Raw genomic sequence first — 17,992 nt, 5'->3', positions numbered from 1 at the left:
TTTTTATTCAGATAGTTCTTTTTCTATGTAGGCTGTACAAAGATACATCTTTCCTACAAAATAGTCAATAAAAAACACTATTTTCTCTTGCAATATTCTATCTAAAACATCTTCTACTTGTGTGTCCATTCTTTTATCATCTAATTTTTACTAACTTTATCCCTCTATTGGTGTGATAGTAACTTCATAAAGCTGCTTAAAAAGCTGTTCTACATAGCTGACTTCAGCCTTTCGCACCTCTACAAGGAGCGTGCAGTTCAGTTCTAAGGTTTGGGAAACAATAGTGAGGTTCCTATCCTTGATGATTTTCATCACCTTATTCATATCCTTATAATCAAAGACAATCTGGTAAGTAAGGTCAATGGTGCGTTCCTCTATCTCGGCCTCTTGTAGGGTGAGCTGAGCGGTAATTTTGTAGGCGGTAATAAGTCCGCCCACACCCAGCTTAATCCCACCAAAGTAGCGCACTACAATCAGTAGGACATTGGTCAGCTCAAAGGATTGTATCTGTCTGTAAATAGGTAGCCCTGCTGTACCGCTGGGTTCGCCATCGTCATTCGCTCTATAGGTAAAGTATTCTTTGCCCAACTGATAAGCATAGCACCAATGCCTCGCAGAAAAGTGTTCTTTCTTAACCGCCTCCAAGTGCATTTTTACTTCCTCTTCAGTAGTAATAGGATACAAATAGCCTATAAACTTACTGCTTTTATCCTTATAGATAATATTGGTAACGGGTCGTGTGATGGTTTTATAAGTATCGGTCATGGGAAGTGAAAAGCTACCTATTATACGAGGCAAAAGTACAAAAAAATTAGTAGATTTGAAAATCTTTACCCTTCCACTACTTTAAAGAGAGGAAGGTGTTCAAAAAGTGTCCTAAAAACTCATTTGCATTTCTTAGAAAAAATACGTACATTTGCCCCGCTAAATACAGTAGCTATTATAGCCACTTCAAATCAAACAAAAAGATATGGAATATTTAGATTTTGAGCTACCTATCAAGGAACTTGAAGAACAATTAGATAAATGTATTGCCCTTGGAAATGAAAGTAATGTAGATGTCTCTGATACCTGCAAAAAGCTAAACAAGCGTTTGGAACAGGTCAAAAAGGATATCTATGAGAATCTTACTCCTTGGCAACGTGTACAAGTATCCAGACATATCGACCGCCCTTATGCGCTCGACTATATCCATGCCCTCTGTGGAGATACCTTTATCGAACTCCATGGCGACCGTACCGTAGGGGATGACAAGGCTATGATCGGGGGATTAGGAAAAATAGGCGATCAGTCCTATATGTTTATCGGTCAGCAAAAAGGAAACAATACCAAGAGCCGCCAGTATCGCAACTTTGGGATGCCCAATCCTGAAGGCTACCGCAAGGCCTTACGCCTGATGAAGTCGGCCGAAAAGTTCAACTTGCCTGTAGTTACCTTTATCGATACCCCTGGAGCCTATCCTGGTATTGAGGCTGAGGAGCGTGGACAGGGAGAGGCTATCGCTCGTAACCTATTGGAAATGTCCCGCTTACAAGTGCCCATCATCGTCTTTATCATAGGAGAAGGCGCCTCGGGAGGTGCGCTCGGTATAGGGGTTGGAGACAAGGTTTTTATGTTGGAGAACACTTGGTATTCTGTAATTTCTCCAGAGTCTTGCTCCTCTATTCTTTGGCGTACTTGGGAGTATAAGGAGCGTGCCGCCGATGCACTCAAACTTACCGCTAAAGATATGAAAGCCAATGGCCTCATTGACGATATTATCAAAGAACCTCTTGGAGGTGCGCACCGAAACAGAGAGGCCGTTTTTGAAAGTGTCAAAAAAGCTATTGAAGAGACCTACAAGAAACTTTCTAAACTTTCGGTAGAAAAACTCATTGAAAAAAGAATGGACAAATACACCAGCTATGGTGTTTATAAATAACAATTATAAGAATGAAGCATTGGTTTAAAATTGTATGTATAGCCCTTTCTTTAGGGCTATTGGCCAGTAGCTGTGGGGCTTTTCAAGGATTTGCCTGCCCTCATGGCAGAAGATGCTAACCTAATCCCCTATCTATGTCGGCCAAAATACGCGCTTTTTTATTCAACTTCCTCTGTTTTGGAGCGTTGTTTCTCTTAATTCGCTTAGGAATCCTCTATTGTTTTCCTCAGCTTCCCTATCTCATTACCTTTATTATAACAGGAGGCTTGGCTATCGTACTCTCTCCGCGCTTTGCTGCTTATGAGGATGATGAGAAAGGCAAGGAGGTACTCCTGATGCGCTGGATATTCCTCAAGGGAATACGCCAATTCTAAATCGCATAGCCCATGCAGATACAACTCAAAAAATTAGGCAAGAAGAAAATTAAAATCATTGAAGTAACCTTAGAAAAGCAGCCTGAAACGCTCCGAGAGCTGATCTCGGAGTGTGTCAAGAGTGAAGTAAGGCGCTTTAATGATTCGAGAGAGGATACTTCTCTTATTCCTTTCCTCTCTGCCCAAGAAATAGGGGAGCAAGCCCAAGAGGGAAAAATCACCTTTGGGGATAAGGAAAATAGAACCTTGGCCGACCTCACTGTGGCCTTGGACACTGCTTTCCTTGCCTTTACCGATGGACTCTTTGCTGTCTTTGTAGATGACGAGGAAGTCAAAGCCTTGGATGCTCACCTTACCATTACCCCTGAGACGGTTATCACCTTTATCCGACTTACTTTCTTAGCCAAAGCTCCTTGGTAATTTAGTTCCCCCTTACCCCCTGCGGGCTACGACCAAACTTGCGTTTGAAAGCGCTAGAAAAGTGCGACAGATGCTCATAGCCACATTGAAGTGCTATTTCACCTATAGACTTATCGGTATGTAGTAACAATTGTCGGGCGAGATTCATTTTATAATCATAGAGATAGCCGAAGATGGTATTGCCAAAAACCTCCTTAAATCCATAGCACAATTTCTTCTCATTCATACCTACTCCTTTTGCCAGTTCTGAGATAGAGGGAGTATGCTGCAAATCGTGAATAATCAGCTCGCTTGCCTGATGTATCTTATCTATATCGGTGTGGGTCTTACAATATTGGTAGTTTTGGTACTTCTGAGTGTTCAACAGGTGGAACTGCAATAGGAACAATTCCAGCACTTTCAAGTCGGCATATACCCCTGCGGCATTGCCCAAAAGTTCTGTATTATTGAGTTGTTGCAAGATAGTTTGCATTTGAACAGGAGTACAATAACAGCCATAAGGATTGAGCAAGAAACTTCCTCCTCTCTGGTATCGCTCATAGATGACCATAAAACTATCAGGGTATTGCTGCGCCATTTGAGCAAACTCCGCTTCACTTATTGCAATTGTAATTATTTCTAAATTATCATTTTTGATAAAAATATCCTTCCCTGAACATTCCTCCTTACAGAAAAAAACATTGTGCTCTCCTTGATTGGCAGAAACTAACTGCCCTGCTACATCCACACATGATTTCTTTCTAGATTTGATAGCAAAATGAAATCGTACCGAAGGAATTGACATTCGCCCCTCAAAGGAGTAATTTTCCTTTATCTGAGCTTGCCAATTATAATAGGTATGCTTACCTATCTGCTTACCACAAGTTACAAAGGTAACTATATCGTTCTGAAGACACCCATAATAGCGCTCCATTTCCCTCTCATCCTTTATCAAAGGTGCTTCTTGTTCTATAGTCAACTCCTGCAAGTCTTCTGCTGTTAATCGCTTCATCATAAATTTGCTATTGAGATTAAAATTCTGCTATTGAGATTAAAATTTTCGCTATTGAGATTAAAATAAATTAAGTATATTAGATGTAAATTTGCATACTTAACCTTGATACTCAGAACAAAAATAAATAATCATTTTAAATCTCACAAGTCTTTTTTATTATTTAACAAGACTAAATAAACTAAAACACAATTAATCAACTCATTACATTTATGTCAGTTAAGAAGTTTTTTTATCTATTACTCTTTTTTTCTTCCCTTAGCTTCGCACAAAATAAAGGAATGCTTTCAGGGAGAATTGTAGATAAGAGCACAGGAGACCCCTTAATCAATGCCGAGATTATCATCAAGGAAACAGGAAAGGGAACCACTACCAATGAAAAGGGATTCTACTCATTGTCTCTACCTAAGGGAAGCTACACCATAGGCTTCTATTATCTTGGCTACCAGAGTATTAGTAAAAAAATTACTATTAGTGGAGATACCAAGCAAAATATAGCGCTTACCCCTGAGAAGCAGGAAATAGGCGAAGTGGTATTCACTGCCAAGACCATTGCTCACCAAAAGAAAGAAGAAGCCATGCCTGTTACGGTGATTGACTTGTCCAATATGCGAGGTACCGTCAGCAGCGTACAAGATATATTGGTCAAGACCGTAGGGGTTACCATCCGTTCCTCTGGAGGGGTAGGTAGTAGCTCTCGCCTTTCTGTCCGTGGCTTGGAGGGTAAGCGTATCGGTTTTTTTATAGACGAAGTACCTATGACCGATCAAACAGATTATATTGACTACAACGATATTCCTGTGGATATGATTGACCGTATCGAGATCTATAAGGGAGTGGTACCTGCCCGACTCGGTGGGTCTTCCCTTGGTGGGGCGGTCAATATTGTAACTCGCGAATATCCTGATAAATATGCAGACCTCAGTTACGGCCTCGAGTCTTATAATACCCATAAGGTACAAGCCATCTTCAAGCGCAATCTCAAGGATAAGGGACTTACCTTTGGCATTGGAGGGGGCTATACCACCTCAGATAACAATTATTCTTTTGACTCTCCCTATCGCGAGGGCTTGCGCCTGACCCGTAACCATGACAAATATCAAAAAATATTGGCAAGTGCTGGGCTTGAAGCTAAAAAATGGTGGTTTGATAAGGTAGAAATAGAAGCTGTTACCATAAGAACCTACAAAGAAATACAAGGAATAGAGTATGATATTCGTCAGGCACATAGCCGTTCCTTTGTGGTCGGATTGCCTATCAAACTCCAAAAGAATCATTTCCTTTGGGATGGGCTTAACCTTGATATGCTCAATGTAACAGCACTCACTCAAATGAATTTTATAGACAAAGCCACCCGTCGTTACGAATGGGATGGCTCCTCCTACCCCACAGCTTCTCGCTATGGAGGGGAAGCAGGCTATAGATACCCTTCTGATTCCGATGACCAAAAACTTACCATTGGCAATAAAACCAACTTGGAGTATTTGATAAACCAGCAGCACTCGCTTAATTTCAATTCGGTACTGGCCTTTGCTAAGGGAAAACCCAAGGACGAACTCAAGCAAATGAGCTTAGGTAAGCAAGTGAATTTTGATTCTCATATGCTCAGTTGGGTCGGTGGGCTTACCTATGACTTCCGTTCTTCGGACGACAAGTTCCTCAACTCCCTTACGGGGCGCTACTATCTTTATACCATGCATACCCAAATGGCTCATCTTTTCGTACCAGGACAATATGATGTAGACTTGAACAAAAAGGATTTCGGTATCAATGATGCTATGCGTTATCGCTTTCTTCCTTCCTTAATGGGAAAATTCTCGGTAGGGTATGATGTCCGTATACCCTCTGAAACGGAACTCTTAGGTGATGGTATCGCTGTAGTACCCAGTGGGAATTTGCTCCCCGAACACAATACCAGTGTCAATGTTGGCTGTCTCTTTGATTTGGTTGGCAAGCACCCTACCAATGCCCAAGTGGAACTCAACTTCTTTTATATGTATCTGAAAGATATGATTCGATATACCGCAGGGGTTATAGGAGCCCAGTATCAAAACTTCGGTCAGATGCGTACCTTAGGGGTAGAGTTCGAAGCCAAAGCCGATATACTCCCTTGTTTATATGCCTATGTGAATACGACCTACCAAGACCTGAGAGATGTTCGCAAGTATGAGACTAACAGTAGTGTACCCAACCCTACTAAGGACAAGCGTATGCCCAATATTCCCTACCTTATGAGCAATATGGGAGTAGAGTTTCACCGAGAAAACCTCTTGGGTGGTACAGGACAGAACACCCGTATCTTCTTAGATTATGCCTTTGTAGAAGAATATTACTATGATTTTGAGATAACCAAGCGAGAAAAGCGCCGTATTCCCCGCAGTATGACCTTTGATTTGGGCTTTGAGCATAGTTTTTTCAACAACAAACTCTTTATTTCAGGAAAAATACGCAACCTTACCAACCAAAAAGTAGTTACCGAGTTCAATAAACCGCTTCCAGGGATCAACGGAGGGGTCAAGCTCCGCCTTATATTCTAAGAAATTAACTAAAAAATCATATTATTATGTATTCAAAAATTCTCTTAACCCTATGTGCTTGCGCTGTACTAAGCACCGCTTGCAAAAAAGATGATGAACCAACACCTGCACCTACTCCAGAGGGCAAGGAGTACACAGGAGATTTCCTATTGGAAACCACAGTGAAAAACCCTGATGGTATGAGTGGAAGCTCCTATGTACAAGTATTCCAAAAATTATCTGGAGCTATCACCAATGATAATGCCGAACAATTAGAGTTCGCCTCCTGTGTACAAGTGATAGGCAAAGACGTCTATATCTTTGACTTGATGAAAGGGACAAATGTTACCCATTGGGTATATGATCCTACTGCTAAAAAGCTCAATAAAGGAGCCAGCCTTCCTACTCCTGTAGGTTCCTTTGTCGGACACCTAGAAAAAGTAAGTGATACCAAAGCCTATATGCCGCTCTATACTCAAGGAGTAGTATGGATTATCAATCCACAAACTATGAAAAAAACAGGAGAAATTGCCCTCCAAGAGTATGCCCATGGAGATAACAGTGCGGATCCTGCTATGGGATTCGTGCGAGATGGTAAATACTACTTATCTCTTAACCAAATAGATCCTAATGCAAGTGCTCCCTATGCTGATTATCCACAAAGTGATGTAGCTATCATCGATGTCCAAACCGATAAAGTTGAAAAAATAGCTTCAGAGAAGACCTCTGGACTCATCTATCCTACCCGTTCTATGGCTCCACATAGCGGTATGATGTTTACTAACGAAGCGGGCGACCTCTATATAGCTACTTCAGGATATTTTGGATACAATCCTGCCAATACCAAGTGTGGCTTCCTCTGTATTCCTAAGGGAACTACAGATTTTGACACCAATAGGTCATGGGATATTTCCACTACTCCCATCGAAGGCTATGAGCATAAGGCAGCCACTGTCATTAATACACAATATATAGGCAACAACAAAGTAGCAGCCTATGTAGGTATTCGTGAACTAAATGAACAAAATCCTTATATAGCCAAAAATGTCATGGCTGTTATCATTGACCTTAGTGCTAAAACTATAAAGAAGATAGATGGTATTCCTTTCAGCGACGGACACAGTATAGCTATTGGCAAACTGGAAAATAAGGCAGTCTTTGCCGCTTTCGGAACCGATAAGGTAGGTTTGTTCTCCTTTGATCCTGCTACAGGAGCTGTTCAACAACTCCTTAGTACTCAAGGAAACCCCGCTTATTTCCATGCTTTTGAATAATAGACTAAAATGTACCCATGTTAATTTTATCTGCATGGGTACATTTTACCTTCTCATCTCTTGTGGACTTAGTCCAAACTTGCGCTTAAAAGCAGTAGAAAAATGCGACAGGTGCTCATAGCCACATTGAAAAGCGATCTCACTGACAGACTTATCTGTTTGTAGCAACAGCTGTTGGGCAAGTTGCATCTTATAATCATACAGATAGCCGAAGATGGTATTACCAAACACTTCCTTAAACCCATAGCATAATTTCTTCTCATTCATCCCTATTTCCCTCGCCAATTCACTGATAGAGGGCGTGTATCGTAGGTTATGGATAAGCCGCTCACTTACCTCATATATCTTATCTATATCCGTATGGGTCTTACAATATTGGTAGTTTTGGTATTTCTGAGTGTCCATTTGGTGAAACTGTAACAGGAACAATTCCAATACTTTAAGGTCAGCATATACCCCTGCTGCATTGCCCAAAAGTTCTGTATTATTGAGCTGTTGCAAGACTGTCTGCATCTGCATAGAAGTTAGAAAACCTCCTTGACGACTGAGCAGAAAGTTGTCCTCACTTTGGTATCTCTTATAGATCGTCATAAAGCTATCAGGGTATTGCTGTGCTATTTGGGCAAACTCTTCTTCACTTATGGCTATAGTAATCACTTCCATCGTATCATTTTTCAAAAAAATATCTCTCCCAAAGCATTCATCTTTGCAAAAGAACACATTATGTTCTCCTTGCTTAGCCGTGAAAATCTGCCCATCTATATCCACATGTATCCCTTTTTGAGACTTAGTTACAAAATAGAATCGTACTGAGGGGATCGCCATACGCCCCTCAAAGGAATAATTATCCCTTACCTCGGCCTGCCAACTGTAATAAGCATGCTTACCTATCTTCTTGCCATGGGTGGTGAAGGTTGCTAATTTGTCCTCAAGACGGCCACAATAGATCCCCATCTCTGCCTCACTCTTTACCAAGGGTACCTCTACCTGCTCTAAACTCAGTTCCTGTATATCTTGTTTGGTCAATCGCTTCATCATAAATTCGCTATTGAGATTAAAATCTTTGCTATTAAGATTAAAATAAAAAAACGTACGTTTGCCTTACGAAATTAATTATTTAGAGCAAAGATAAATAAATTTTCCAAATCTCACAATTTTTTTTCATTTTGAAGGAAAACAAATAAAATAAAACACACTGAATCAACTTATTACACTTATGCTACTTAGAAAGATTTTTTACTTACTACTGCTTTTTTCTGCTTTTAGCTATGCGCAACAAAAAGGTAGTCTTTCTGGAAAAGTGATAGACAAGACCACGGGCGAACCCTTAATCAAGGCAGAAGTCTTCATCAAAGAGACCGGAAAAGGCACCGCTTGTGATGAAAAGGGTTTTTATTCTTTTCCCTCCCTGCCTAAGGGCAACTATACCATAGGCTATTATTACCTTGGCTACCAAAGTATTAGCAAAAAAATAACCATTAATGGGGATACCAAGCAAAACATCTCTCTTACCTCTGAAAAGCAGGAAATCGGAGAGGTCGTCTTCACTGCCAAAACCATTGCCCACCAAAAGAAAGAAGAAGCCATGCCGGTTACGGTGATTGACCTATCCAATATGCGAGGTACCGTGAGCAGTGTACAGGATATATTAGTGAAGACCGTGGGGGTTACGATTCGCTCCTCTGGAGGCGTAGGAAGCTCCTCTCGCCTTTCTGTACGTGGCTTGGAAGGCAAACGTATCGGTTTCTTTATTGATGAATTGCCCTTATCAGAACAATCAGACTATATAGATATCAATGATATCCCAGTGGATATGATTGACCGTATTGAGATTTACAAAGGAGTCGTCCCTGCCCGCTTTGGAGGTGCCTCCTTAGGGGGGGCCGTCAATATTGTGATTCGTGAATACCCTGAAAAATATGCTGACCTAAGCTATGGGGTAGAGTCCTTTAATACTCATAAGCTGCAAGCGGTCTTCAAGCGTAACCTCAAGGATAAAGGGCTTACCTTTGGCATCGGAGGAGGCTATACAAGTTCTGACAACAACTATACTTTTGAATCCCCTTATCGAAAGGGACTCTATATCACTCGCAATCATGATAAATACCAGAAAATACTGGTAGGAGGAAGTTTTAAAGCTCACCAATGGTGGTTTGACGAGATAGAAGTAGAGCCTATTGTGGTCAAAACTTACAAAGAAGTTCAAGGAATAGAGTATGATATTCGTGAGGCACATAGCCGTTCGCTCATGGCTGGACTGGCTACCAAACTCAAAAAGGATAACTTCTTCTTAGAAGGGCTCAACTTTGATATGCTCAACGGCTTGGTACTTACCCAAATGAACTTTATAGACAAGGCTACTCGTCGCTACGAATGGGACGGTTCCTCCTACCCTACTCCCTCACGCTATGGGGGCGAAGCGGGCTACAACTTCCCTTCAGATTCCGATGATAAAAAGTTTTCTTTTGTCAATAAAACCAACTTGGAGTATCTGATAAACGAGCAACATTCACTGAATTTCAACACAGTACTCTCTGTTGCCAAAGGCACTCCCAAGGACGAGCTCAAGAGGTTAAGTTTAGGAAAGCAGATCAATTTTGACTCTCATATGCTTAGCTGGGTTAGTGGCCTTACCTATGACTTCCGCTCTTCAGATGATAAGTTCCTCAACTCTCTCACTGGGCGCTATTATCTATATACCATGCATACCCAGCGGGCACCCCTTTTCGTACCTGGTCAGTACGATGTAGATCTGAATAAAAGTAGTTTTGGTATCAATGATGCCTTGCGCTACCGCTTCTTCCCTACCTTTATGGGTAAACTATCGGTAGGTCATGATGTACGTATCCCCACCGAAAATGAACTCTTAGGCGATGGGATTACTATTGTCCCCAGTGGTGATTTGCTCCCTGAGCACAATACAAGTGCCAATATAGGTTGTCTATTTGACTTAGTAGGCAAGCACCCAAGCAATGCCCAAATAGAACTCAACTTTTTCTATATGCACCTAAAGGATATGATTCGTTATACGGCAGGTCTTATTGGTGCCCAATACCAAAACTTCGGAGAGATGCGTACTATGGGAATAGAGTTTGAAGCCAAAGCCGATGTGCTTCCTTCGCTCTATGCTTATGCGAATACTACCTACCAAGACCTTAGGGACATTCGCGATTATGAGCCTGCCAGTACAGTACCCAACCCTACCAAGGACAAGCGTATGCCCAATATTCCCTACCTTATGGGAAATATGGGGTTAGAGTTTCATCGGGAAAATCTCTTTGGAGGCACCAGGCAGAACACCCGTATCTTCTTAGATTATGCTTTCGTAGAAGAATATTACTATGATTTTGAGATGACCAAGCTCAACAAGCGCCGTATTCCTCGTAGTATGACCTTTGATCTGGGCTTTGAGCATAGTTTTCTCAACAACAAACTCTTTATCTCAGGGAAAATACGCAATCTTACCGACCAAAAAGTACTCACCGAGTTCAACCGTCCCCTCCCAGGGATCAATGGAGGAGTAAAACTCCGATTTATATTCTAAAATCAACTAAAAATCATATTATTATGTATTCAAAATTTTTCTTAACCCTATGTGCATGTGCGGTACTAGGTACTGCCTGCAAGAAAGATGACAACAACGACCCTAAACCTACGCCTCCTGTTGGAGCTAAGGAATATATAGGGAACTACATTCTAAAGACATCCCTAAAAAACGAAGATGGAAAGAGTGGAAGCTCTTATCTACAAGCTATTAACAAACTTAGTGCTACTGAAAGTGTAGATAATTCCAAGGCGGAACAAGTGCCTTATATGTCCAGTGTAATAATCTATGGTAATGAAGTGTATTCCCTTGATGCCATAGATGGAGCTTATGGAGTAGTCAAGTTCCAATATGATCGCAACAATGGAAAACTCACCAAAGGAGCAAAAATGGATACACCTGCACACGCTATGCCTTGCAACTTTGTCAAAGTAAGTGATACCAAGGCTTATCTCCCTTTGTATAACTCAGGAACTGTATGGATATTCAACCCACAAACCATGCAGAAAACAGGAGAGATAGACATCACCTCTTATGCTCATAGTGATAACAGCCCTGATGCTGGCTTCGGTGTAATCCGTGGCAATTATTACTACCTCCCTCTATTGCAATTAGGTCCCGATTATGCCCCTTATGCAGATCACTTACAAAGTGATGTGTTAGTAATCAACACACAAACTGATAAGGTAGAAAAACTCATCTCTGAAACTGCTACCCACTTGGCTATGCCTTCTCAGCCTTCTTATAATAGCTGTATTTTTATGAACGAGAACAAAGATATCTACATCATGTGTGCTGGATATTTTGGCTTCAACCCACAGAATACACACTCAGGTTTTGTTTGCATTCCTAATAAAGGAGATCTTTCCCAAATAAATTTTGACAGTTCTAAATCATGGGATATCTCCTCCACTCCTATAGAAGGTACTCCCTATAAGCCTAACACTATATATAGTGTAGTATATTTAGGAGGCGGCAAAGTAGCTGCTTTTGTATCAGCTGCTGAGCTTAATATCAGCAACCCTTTTATCGATAAAAATGGTATTGCGGTACTTATGGACTTAAATACTAAAACAATCAAAAAGATAGATGGTATTCCTTATACCGACAGCCATAGTGTAGGTATCACCAAATACAAGGATATTGTTGTTTTTGGTGTATCTGGCAAAGAGAAAAGAGGGCTATTCGGTTATAACCCTACCACTGGTACTACCCAACAACTACTTACCACCATAGGAGGTACTGACTTTTTCCACGCTTTTGAATAGAATTATGAAATTAGGAAAAATACCCGAAACCATGCTCATTACCTTATGGGCAAAAGCGGAAGAACGCCACTACTCCCAACCCTTTCTCATAGACAAGAAAGCAGAAGAGATGATTCCTCTGATAGACTATGACTTCTCCAAGTTCAGCAAATCCAAATTCAGCCAAGCGGGGGTCTGTCTCAGAGCAAGCCTTATAGATAAGGAAGCTCAAGCCTTCATCTCTGCCCATCCTGATGCAGTAGTAATCCAGTTGGGTGCTGGCTTAGACGCTCGTTACGAACGCCTAGGAAGCCCTGCGGTGACCCATTGGTACGAATTGGATCTACCTGAGGTGATTGAATTGCGTAAAAAGTTCTTTGAGGAGAATGATAGGCGTACCTTTATCCCTCTTTCTCTTTTTGATTACCAATGGATAAAGACCATAAAGGCACATCAGAAGCCGATCCTTATTATTGTAGAGGGGGTACTGATGTACTTTGAGCGTACACAAGTGAAGGCTTTCTTTGAGAACCTTTGCCAAAAGTGCGAGAAGGCTACCTTTCTCTTTGATATGTTAGCTTATAGTCTTGTGGGGCATGCCAAAAATCACGATTCTCTCGGCTCTATGGACAAGGAACAGCGCCCCGAATTTAGATGGAGTGAACTGGATAGCCATACCCTCGAGCAGTGGCATCCTCATCTGCATATTGGTCAAGAGTACTATATGAGTGACTACAACCGCGGACGTTATCCCTTTATCTTTAGACTACTCTATAAACTCCCTTATTTCTATAAGCGATTCAACCAAAGAGTAGTAAGAGCGGAGATAAATGAAAAGTGAATAACAAATAGTGATAAATGAGAAAGAGGCTGTCCCAAGAGGGACAGTCTCTTTCTTATAGTTTTATTGCTTATTTTATCGCAATAAAGCATCTAATTGGGCTTGGGTAATTCTCTTGTATACAACTACTTTTCTTATAGCATTACTTACAGTGGTCATTGTTAAGTTATCTCCTACTATAGAAATGAAATGTCTTTTTCTCTCTACTTCAATAGTAGTATCACTTGAAACAGTAAAATTCTTTACTTTTATTTCAGATATACATCCTACAGGCTTTTGTTCAAAATCATAATATAATATTTGATTTCCTGAGATTTTTATAGATGCCTTCTTTTCACAATTATCAAACTGTTCTATAACTTCATTTTCTGTCACGGAAACTATCTGCCAAATCCCATCGAGATTTGCTATTGTTTTTCCTGTATTGTTATTGCCTCCTTCATTACTATTGTTTCCACCTCCATTGTTATTGCCACTTCCATTGTTGTTTCCACCTGCTTTATTAGCAGAGGCTAATAAAGCATCAAGTTGGGCTTGAGTGATTTTCTTAAATTTCATAACAAGTGACACCCCTTCTTCCTTCTTTGTTAGAGTAAGTGTATTCCCTGAAATAGAAAAAGGAAATGATTCTCTCTCCTCTACATCATAGATAAGATTACCCTTTACTACATAAGGACCTCCTTCTATGTCATATTTACAAAGATTTCTTGCTGCATCTTTCTCAAAGTCATAAAAAGTTGCTTGAGTTTGTGTAAAAACAAAAGTTGTCTTTTTGCTACAATCATCAAGAGGTAGAGGTACTGACAAACCTTCTAAACTAACTGACTCTACTTGCCAAATTCCTATAAGATCTTGAGTGGTAGAGGAACTCTCATTCTTCTCACAAGAAGAAAATAGCAAAGCTACAAAGGCCATTGCCCCTAAAAAAATTCTTTTCATAAAAATCAATATTTCGGTTTTTATAAGGGCAAAGATACTACTTTTTCTGTAATAAAAAACTATTTATAAAAATATTAGCTATTTCTCACTTTTCACTCTTCAATCTTCACTTTAAACTCATCAGAACCATAGTAAAACTGTCAGTACCACTGCAAAGATAGCAATCAATGGCCAAACAAACTTAAGCCATTGGTTATAGTTGATATTGACCATAGTCAATGAAGGGAGGATCATACCAGTAGGGGTAATCAGTGCCATGATTCCCATACCAAAGAGGTAAGCACTCACTACCTTGTCTCCCTCTATTCCTACGACAGTGGCCAAAGCCCCCATAATAGGCATGGTAAGCACTGCCATTCCCGAAGAAGACGCAATAAACAAGCTCAATACAGCAAAAACTAACATGAGGATAGGTAAAAATACCATGGGTGACATACCTTGTACTAATTCTGTAGCATAGTAGAGTATGGTACCCGATATCTGTCCTTCATTAAGGATAAAGGATACACCACGAGCGATCCCTATGATAAAGGCTACTCCTAAAAGGTCTCGAGCACCTGTTAGGAAATGGTCTATGAATGGTTGTTCTCCTGTGCGTTGGATCACAGCAATGACGATAGCCGCTACCAAGAAAAGCCCCGTCATCTCCTGGAACCACCAGCCCCAATGGGATACACCTATGATCATCACTATAAAAGTGAGCGCAAAGATAAGGAGCTGTATCTTGGTAGAGGATTTGAGTTTAGTGGTAGCCTCCGCTGTTTGAGTTGCATAGATTTCAGGAAGAGCTACCCCATAGACCAAGGATTTTTCGGGATGTTTCCTTACCTTTTCTGCATAGCGGATGATATATATGATACTAATAGCAAGGCATAGCACCAAGGCCGTTGCCCGTATGGCAAGCCCAGATGTCCAATCCACTCCAGCAGCATCGGAGGCGATAATCACAGCAAACGGATTGGAGGTGGAAGCCATAGATCCCACACTGGAGCCTATATAGATTACAGCCAAGGGCACCAACAGGTCATAACCAGCTGCCAAGAAAATGGGTACCAACATAGGATAGAAAGCCAAAGTCTCCTCGGCCAACCCAAAAGAGGTCCCTCCTAAGGCCATCAGCGTAGAGAGTACGATAATGAGAATTCCTTCCTTCCCCTTGAAGCGGTGTGCTAAGTAGCCTACCCCCTCATTGAGCGCCCCAGAGCTATTGAAAACTCCTATAAAACCACCTATAAAGAGTACAAAAAGAATCAAACTCACGGTCTCATAGATACCCTTGATAGGGGCAAAGAGAATTTCCGAAAACCCTTGTGGAGTTGCCTCCCGCTGCTTATAGGTATTAGGAATAGAAATGGGGTTTTTGATCTTCTGCTGCTTGAACTTGTCAAGACTAATGGAGATATTACGGCTGGTAAGTGCCTCTTCGGTGGCTGCTACCTCCTGGGTTTTGTCTGCACTTTGGATAACAAATACATCTTTGTACTTATCATACCAAAGGGTATCATATCCCCCGGCTGGTAACAAATAGGTAAGAGCAGCCGCCAAACACATCACAATCACAAGGACGGTATAAGGCGTAGGAAACTTTAACTTCTTCATTCCTTTTTAGAATTAGAGAGACAAATGTACGAAAAATTCTTTATTTACCAATACAAAAACGAGAAAATATATTCCCCAATACCTCATCATTGCTCACTGCACCAGTGATACTTCCCAAATGGTAGAGCATTTCCCGTATATCGATAGCCAATAAGTCTCCTGAAAGCTGTGAAGAAAGCCCCTCCTCTACCCTATCAAGAGCCAAAAGCGTTTGCTGGAGCGCTTCTAAGTGGCGAATATTGGTAATTATAGTCACACTTTCTGTAGTGGTAAGCTCCTTGGCATAAAAAGAAAGAAGCTCTTTAAGCGCCTCTATATTGATTTTTTCCTTGGCCGAGATTCTTAGCTGACCATAACCATATTTTCGTTCCTTAGGATTTAGTTTTTTCTCTATTGCTTCATCAAAATCAGATAAACCTATATATTCATTATCTGTTTTGTTATGTAAGAGCAATATTTTAAGGTCTTTTCGGTAATTTCCTTGAACAAACTGAACTACTTCATCGGTAGTATTCTCTTTTTCATTATAGAGATAGAGTACTATCTGTGCCTTTTTTATCTTTTCCTTAGCTTTTTCTACCCCAATCGCTTCTATTTTATCCTGAGTATCACGAATTCCTGCGGTATCTACAAAGCGAAAGGTAACCCCTGCTATATGAAGTGTCTCCTCTATAGTATCGCGTGTAGTCCCTGCGATGTCCGATACGATGGCGCGTTCTTCATTGAGCAGAGTATTAAGCAGGGTTGATTTGCCTGCATTGGGTTTGCCTACAATAGCAACAGGTATCCCATTCTTAATCGCATTACCTGCGGAGAAAGATTGTATAAGAGTTTGCAAAGTAGTTTTTATCCTTTTGAGTAGTTGTTCGAACTGACTTCTATCTGCAAATTCGACATCTTCTTCTGAGAAATCCAATTCCAATTCTATCAAAGAAGCAAAGTTAAGTAGCTCTTGTCGCAAATCTTCTATTTCAGAAGTAAAACCACCTCGCATTTGTTGCAAAGCTACTTGATGAGAGGCTTTACTATCTGAGGCAATAAGGTCAGCAACTGCTTCGGCTTGGTTAAGGGCTAATTTTCCATTGAGGAAAGCACGCTTGGTAAATTCTCCAGCTTCGGCAAGCCTTGCACCATTTGCTAAACATAATTTTATTACTTCTTGAGTAATATAAGCACTTCCGTGACAAGAAAACTCTACTACGGGTTCGCCTGTATAAGACCTCTTTCCTTTGAAAATAGTTGCTAAGCACTCATCAATTACTTGGTTTTCGCTTTTGATAGTTCCTAAATGAACGGTATGAGAAGGTGCCTCGGATAAAGGCTTTCCACTTACTGTTTTGAATATTTTGTCAGAGAGTTCGATAGCTTCTTTTCCTGATAAACGTATTACCGAAATAGCTCCCACACCTGTGGCAGTAGCTAAAGCAACTATAGTATCATTTATATAAGGTGTTTTTTCGTGATTCATAGGTGAAATATTCTTTTTTACAGCTATTCTTTTTTATTTTTAATGATAAATACAGGGCAGATATCATAAGAAAGGATTTCATTTGGTGCAAAGAGAGCATATTCTAACTGTGGATGGGTATATACATCGTATTCGCCATAATTTTCTAAGATACCTCCATACATATGAAAGTATTTGGTCTTATCTTTCATTATATTTCTATGATTGTATATACTTTCTTTGTTCTTAAGATCAAAAGTTTGTCCGTTTACTTGTAGTTTGAAGAATAAAAATCCTTTTTCCCAAGTGGTAAGATAAGACATAGAACCACCCCCTATGGTAGAACCTCTATGACTACCTCTTTCTTCTATTTTAAAATATTCAGGAATAAACTTATCACGTTTTTCACTTTCCTCTTTAGGTGCAAACTCCCGTTCTTCTCGTGAAAAAAGACTAATACATTTTCTTTCTTGCATTTTCTTTTCAGAATACATGTCATCTATTCCATATTTCAACTCTTTCCAATCAGAATGGTATATTTTTGTAGGAAAGTAGCTCCATTTGTTATCTTTGAAAAAGAAAAAGTTGTCGTCTATAATATCATAATAAGGTGATTTATCTTTTATCTCTTCTAAGTAAAAGTTTTCTTGAGTTTCTCTATCCCATTGCTCAGAATGGGGAACTAATTCCATTTCTTTAAAAGACTTATCACCATCTATTGCCCAAGTGCAATAACGTTTTCCTTCAAAATCCATCAGATAATCCCCATAAAATCTATTTAAAAGATGTTCTCTACCGTCTAAACTCTTGGTTTCTATCTTATCAATAACATTTCCTTTGGGGTCATATTTTAACGTGAGTTCGATATAAGAAAGTTAC

The 17,992-nt window shown here is 40.3% G+C and carries 16 protein-coding genes; 8 read left to right on the top strand and 8 right to left on the bottom strand.

The features are described from left to right. Positions 1–3: 3 nt before the first annotated feature. A complete protein-coding gene (locus HMPREF1551_RS14350; RefSeq protein ID WP_021628379.1) occupies positions 4–129 on the bottom strand; it encodes a hypothetical protein in 126 nt (41 codons plus the stop codon). A 27-nt stretch (positions 130–156) separates the two neighbouring features. Then, positions 157–765, bottom strand: coding sequence for an IMPACT family protein (locus HMPREF1551_RS06980; protein ID WP_021628378.1), 609 nt, complete (start codon positions 763–765; stop codon positions 157–159). A gap of 205 nt (positions 766–970) precedes the next feature. Between HMPREF1551_RS06980 and HMPREF1551_RS06975 the strand changes: the two genes are divergently transcribed. The 3 genes from HMPREF1551_RS06975 (at position 971) to HMPREF1551_RS06965 (ending at position 2,715) form a co-directional block, all read left to right on the top strand. Further along, entirely contained in the window at positions 971–1,921 is a 951-nt protein-coding gene (locus tag HMPREF1551_RS06975; RefSeq protein ID WP_021628377.1) for an acetyl-CoA carboxylase carboxyltransferase subunit alpha, read from the top strand. A 134-nt stretch (positions 1,922–2,055) separates the two neighbouring features. After that, a complete protein-coding gene (locus HMPREF1551_RS06970; protein ID WP_021628376.1) occupies positions 2,056–2,295 on the top strand; it encodes a hypothetical protein in 240 nt (79 codons plus the stop codon). Between the two features lie 12 nt (positions 2,296–2,307). Further along, positions 2,308–2,715 carry a hypothetical protein gene (locus tag HMPREF1551_RS06965; RefSeq protein ID WP_021628375.1) on the top strand — a complete coding sequence of 136 codons (408 nt, stop codon included), beginning with the start codon at positions 2,308–2,310 and terminating at the stop codon, positions 2,713–2,715. Position 2,716: 1 nt separating this feature from the next. Here HMPREF1551_RS06965 and HMPREF1551_RS06960 read toward each other — a convergent pair whose 3' ends face one another. Then, the gene (locus HMPREF1551_RS06960) at positions 2,717–3,706 is read right to left on the bottom strand and encodes a helix-turn-helix transcriptional regulator (RefSeq protein ID WP_034544461.1); all 990 of its coding nucleotides are present in this window, start codon (positions 3,704–3,706) and stop codon (positions 2,717–2,719) included. Positions 3,707–3,918: 212 nt separating this feature from the next. Here HMPREF1551_RS06960 and HMPREF1551_RS06955 point away from each other — a divergent pair, with 212 nt between their 5' ends. Continuing rightward, positions 3,919–6,243, top strand: coding sequence for a TonB-dependent receptor (locus tag HMPREF1551_RS06955; RefSeq protein WP_021628373.1), 2,325 nt, complete (start codon positions 3,919–3,921; stop codon positions 6,241–6,243). Between the two features lie 26 nt (positions 6,244–6,269). Beyond that, entirely contained in the window at positions 6,270–7,496 is a 1,227-nt protein-coding gene (locus HMPREF1551_RS06950; protein ID WP_021628372.1) for a hypothetical protein, read from the top strand. Positions 7,497–7,541: 45 nt separating this feature from the next. Here the strand turns inward: HMPREF1551_RS06950 and HMPREF1551_RS06945 are convergent, their stop codons facing one another. Beyond that, positions 7,542–8,531, bottom strand: a complete 990-nt coding sequence (locus HMPREF1551_RS06945; RefSeq protein WP_034544460.1) for a helix-turn-helix domain-containing protein — start codon at positions 8,529–8,531, stop codon at positions 7,542–7,544. A 181-nt stretch (positions 8,532–8,712) separates the two neighbouring features. Here HMPREF1551_RS06945 and HMPREF1551_RS06940 point away from each other — a divergent pair, with 181 nt between their 5' ends. The 3 genes from HMPREF1551_RS06940 to HMPREF1551_RS06930 are packed head-to-tail and all read left to right on the top strand — an operon-like array spanning position 8,713 to position 13,128. Beyond that, complete coding sequence (locus HMPREF1551_RS06940; protein WP_021628370.1) at positions 8,713–11,040, top strand: TonB-dependent receptor; 2,328 nt, start codon at positions 8,713–8,715, stop codon at positions 11,038–11,040. Between the two features lie 23 nt (positions 11,041–11,063). Then, positions 11,064–12,308, top strand: coding sequence for a hypothetical protein (locus tag HMPREF1551_RS06935; protein ID WP_021628369.1), 1,245 nt, complete (start codon positions 11,064–11,066; stop codon positions 12,306–12,308). Positions 12,309–12,312: 4 nt separating this feature from the next. Next, positions 12,313–13,128: a class I SAM-dependent methyltransferase gene (locus tag HMPREF1551_RS06930; RefSeq protein ID WP_021628368.1), complete on the top strand. Its 816-nt coding sequence runs from the start codon at positions 12,313–12,315 to the stop codon at positions 13,126–13,128. A gap of 75 nt (positions 13,129–13,203) precedes the next feature. On the opposite strand, the gene HMPREF1551_RS06925 is transcribed toward HMPREF1551_RS06930, so the two are convergent. From HMPREF1551_RS06925 to HMPREF1551_RS13155, 4 genes are all read right to left on the bottom strand, one after another. After that, complete coding sequence (locus tag HMPREF1551_RS06925; RefSeq protein ID WP_021628367.1) at positions 13,204–14,067, bottom strand: lipocalin family protein; 864 nt, start codon at positions 14,065–14,067, stop codon at positions 13,204–13,206. 120 nt (positions 14,068–14,187) lie between these two features. Then, on the bottom strand, positions 14,188–15,666 hold the full coding sequence (locus HMPREF1551_RS06920; RefSeq protein ID WP_021628366.1) for a YfcC family protein: 1,479 nt from the start codon (positions 15,664–15,666) through the stop codon (positions 14,188–14,190). Between the two features lie 40 nt (positions 15,667–15,706). Next, positions 15,707–17,134: a tRNA uridine-5-carboxymethylaminomethyl(34) synthesis GTPase MnmE gene (mnmE, locus tag HMPREF1551_RS06915; protein WP_021628365.1), complete on the bottom strand. Its 1,428-nt coding sequence runs from the start codon at positions 17,132–17,134 to the stop codon at positions 15,707–15,709. Positions 17,135–17,157: 23 nt separating this feature from the next. Continuing rightward, the gene (locus HMPREF1551_RS13155; RefSeq protein WP_021628364.1) at positions 17,158–17,868 is read right to left on the bottom strand and encodes a hypothetical protein; all 711 of its coding nucleotides are present in this window, start codon (positions 17,866–17,868) and stop codon (positions 17,158–17,160) included. Between the last annotated feature and the right edge of the window lie 124 nt (positions 17,869–17,992).

The organism is Capnocytophaga sp. oral taxon 863 str. F0517, from assembly GCF_000466425.1.
In the GTDB taxonomy this organism is placed as follows: domain Bacteria; phylum Bacteroidota; class Bacteroidia; order Flavobacteriales; family Flavobacteriaceae; genus Capnocytophaga.
Note: the sequence above shows the minus strand (reverse complement) of the source record. Positions and strands in the feature narration are given on the sequence as shown.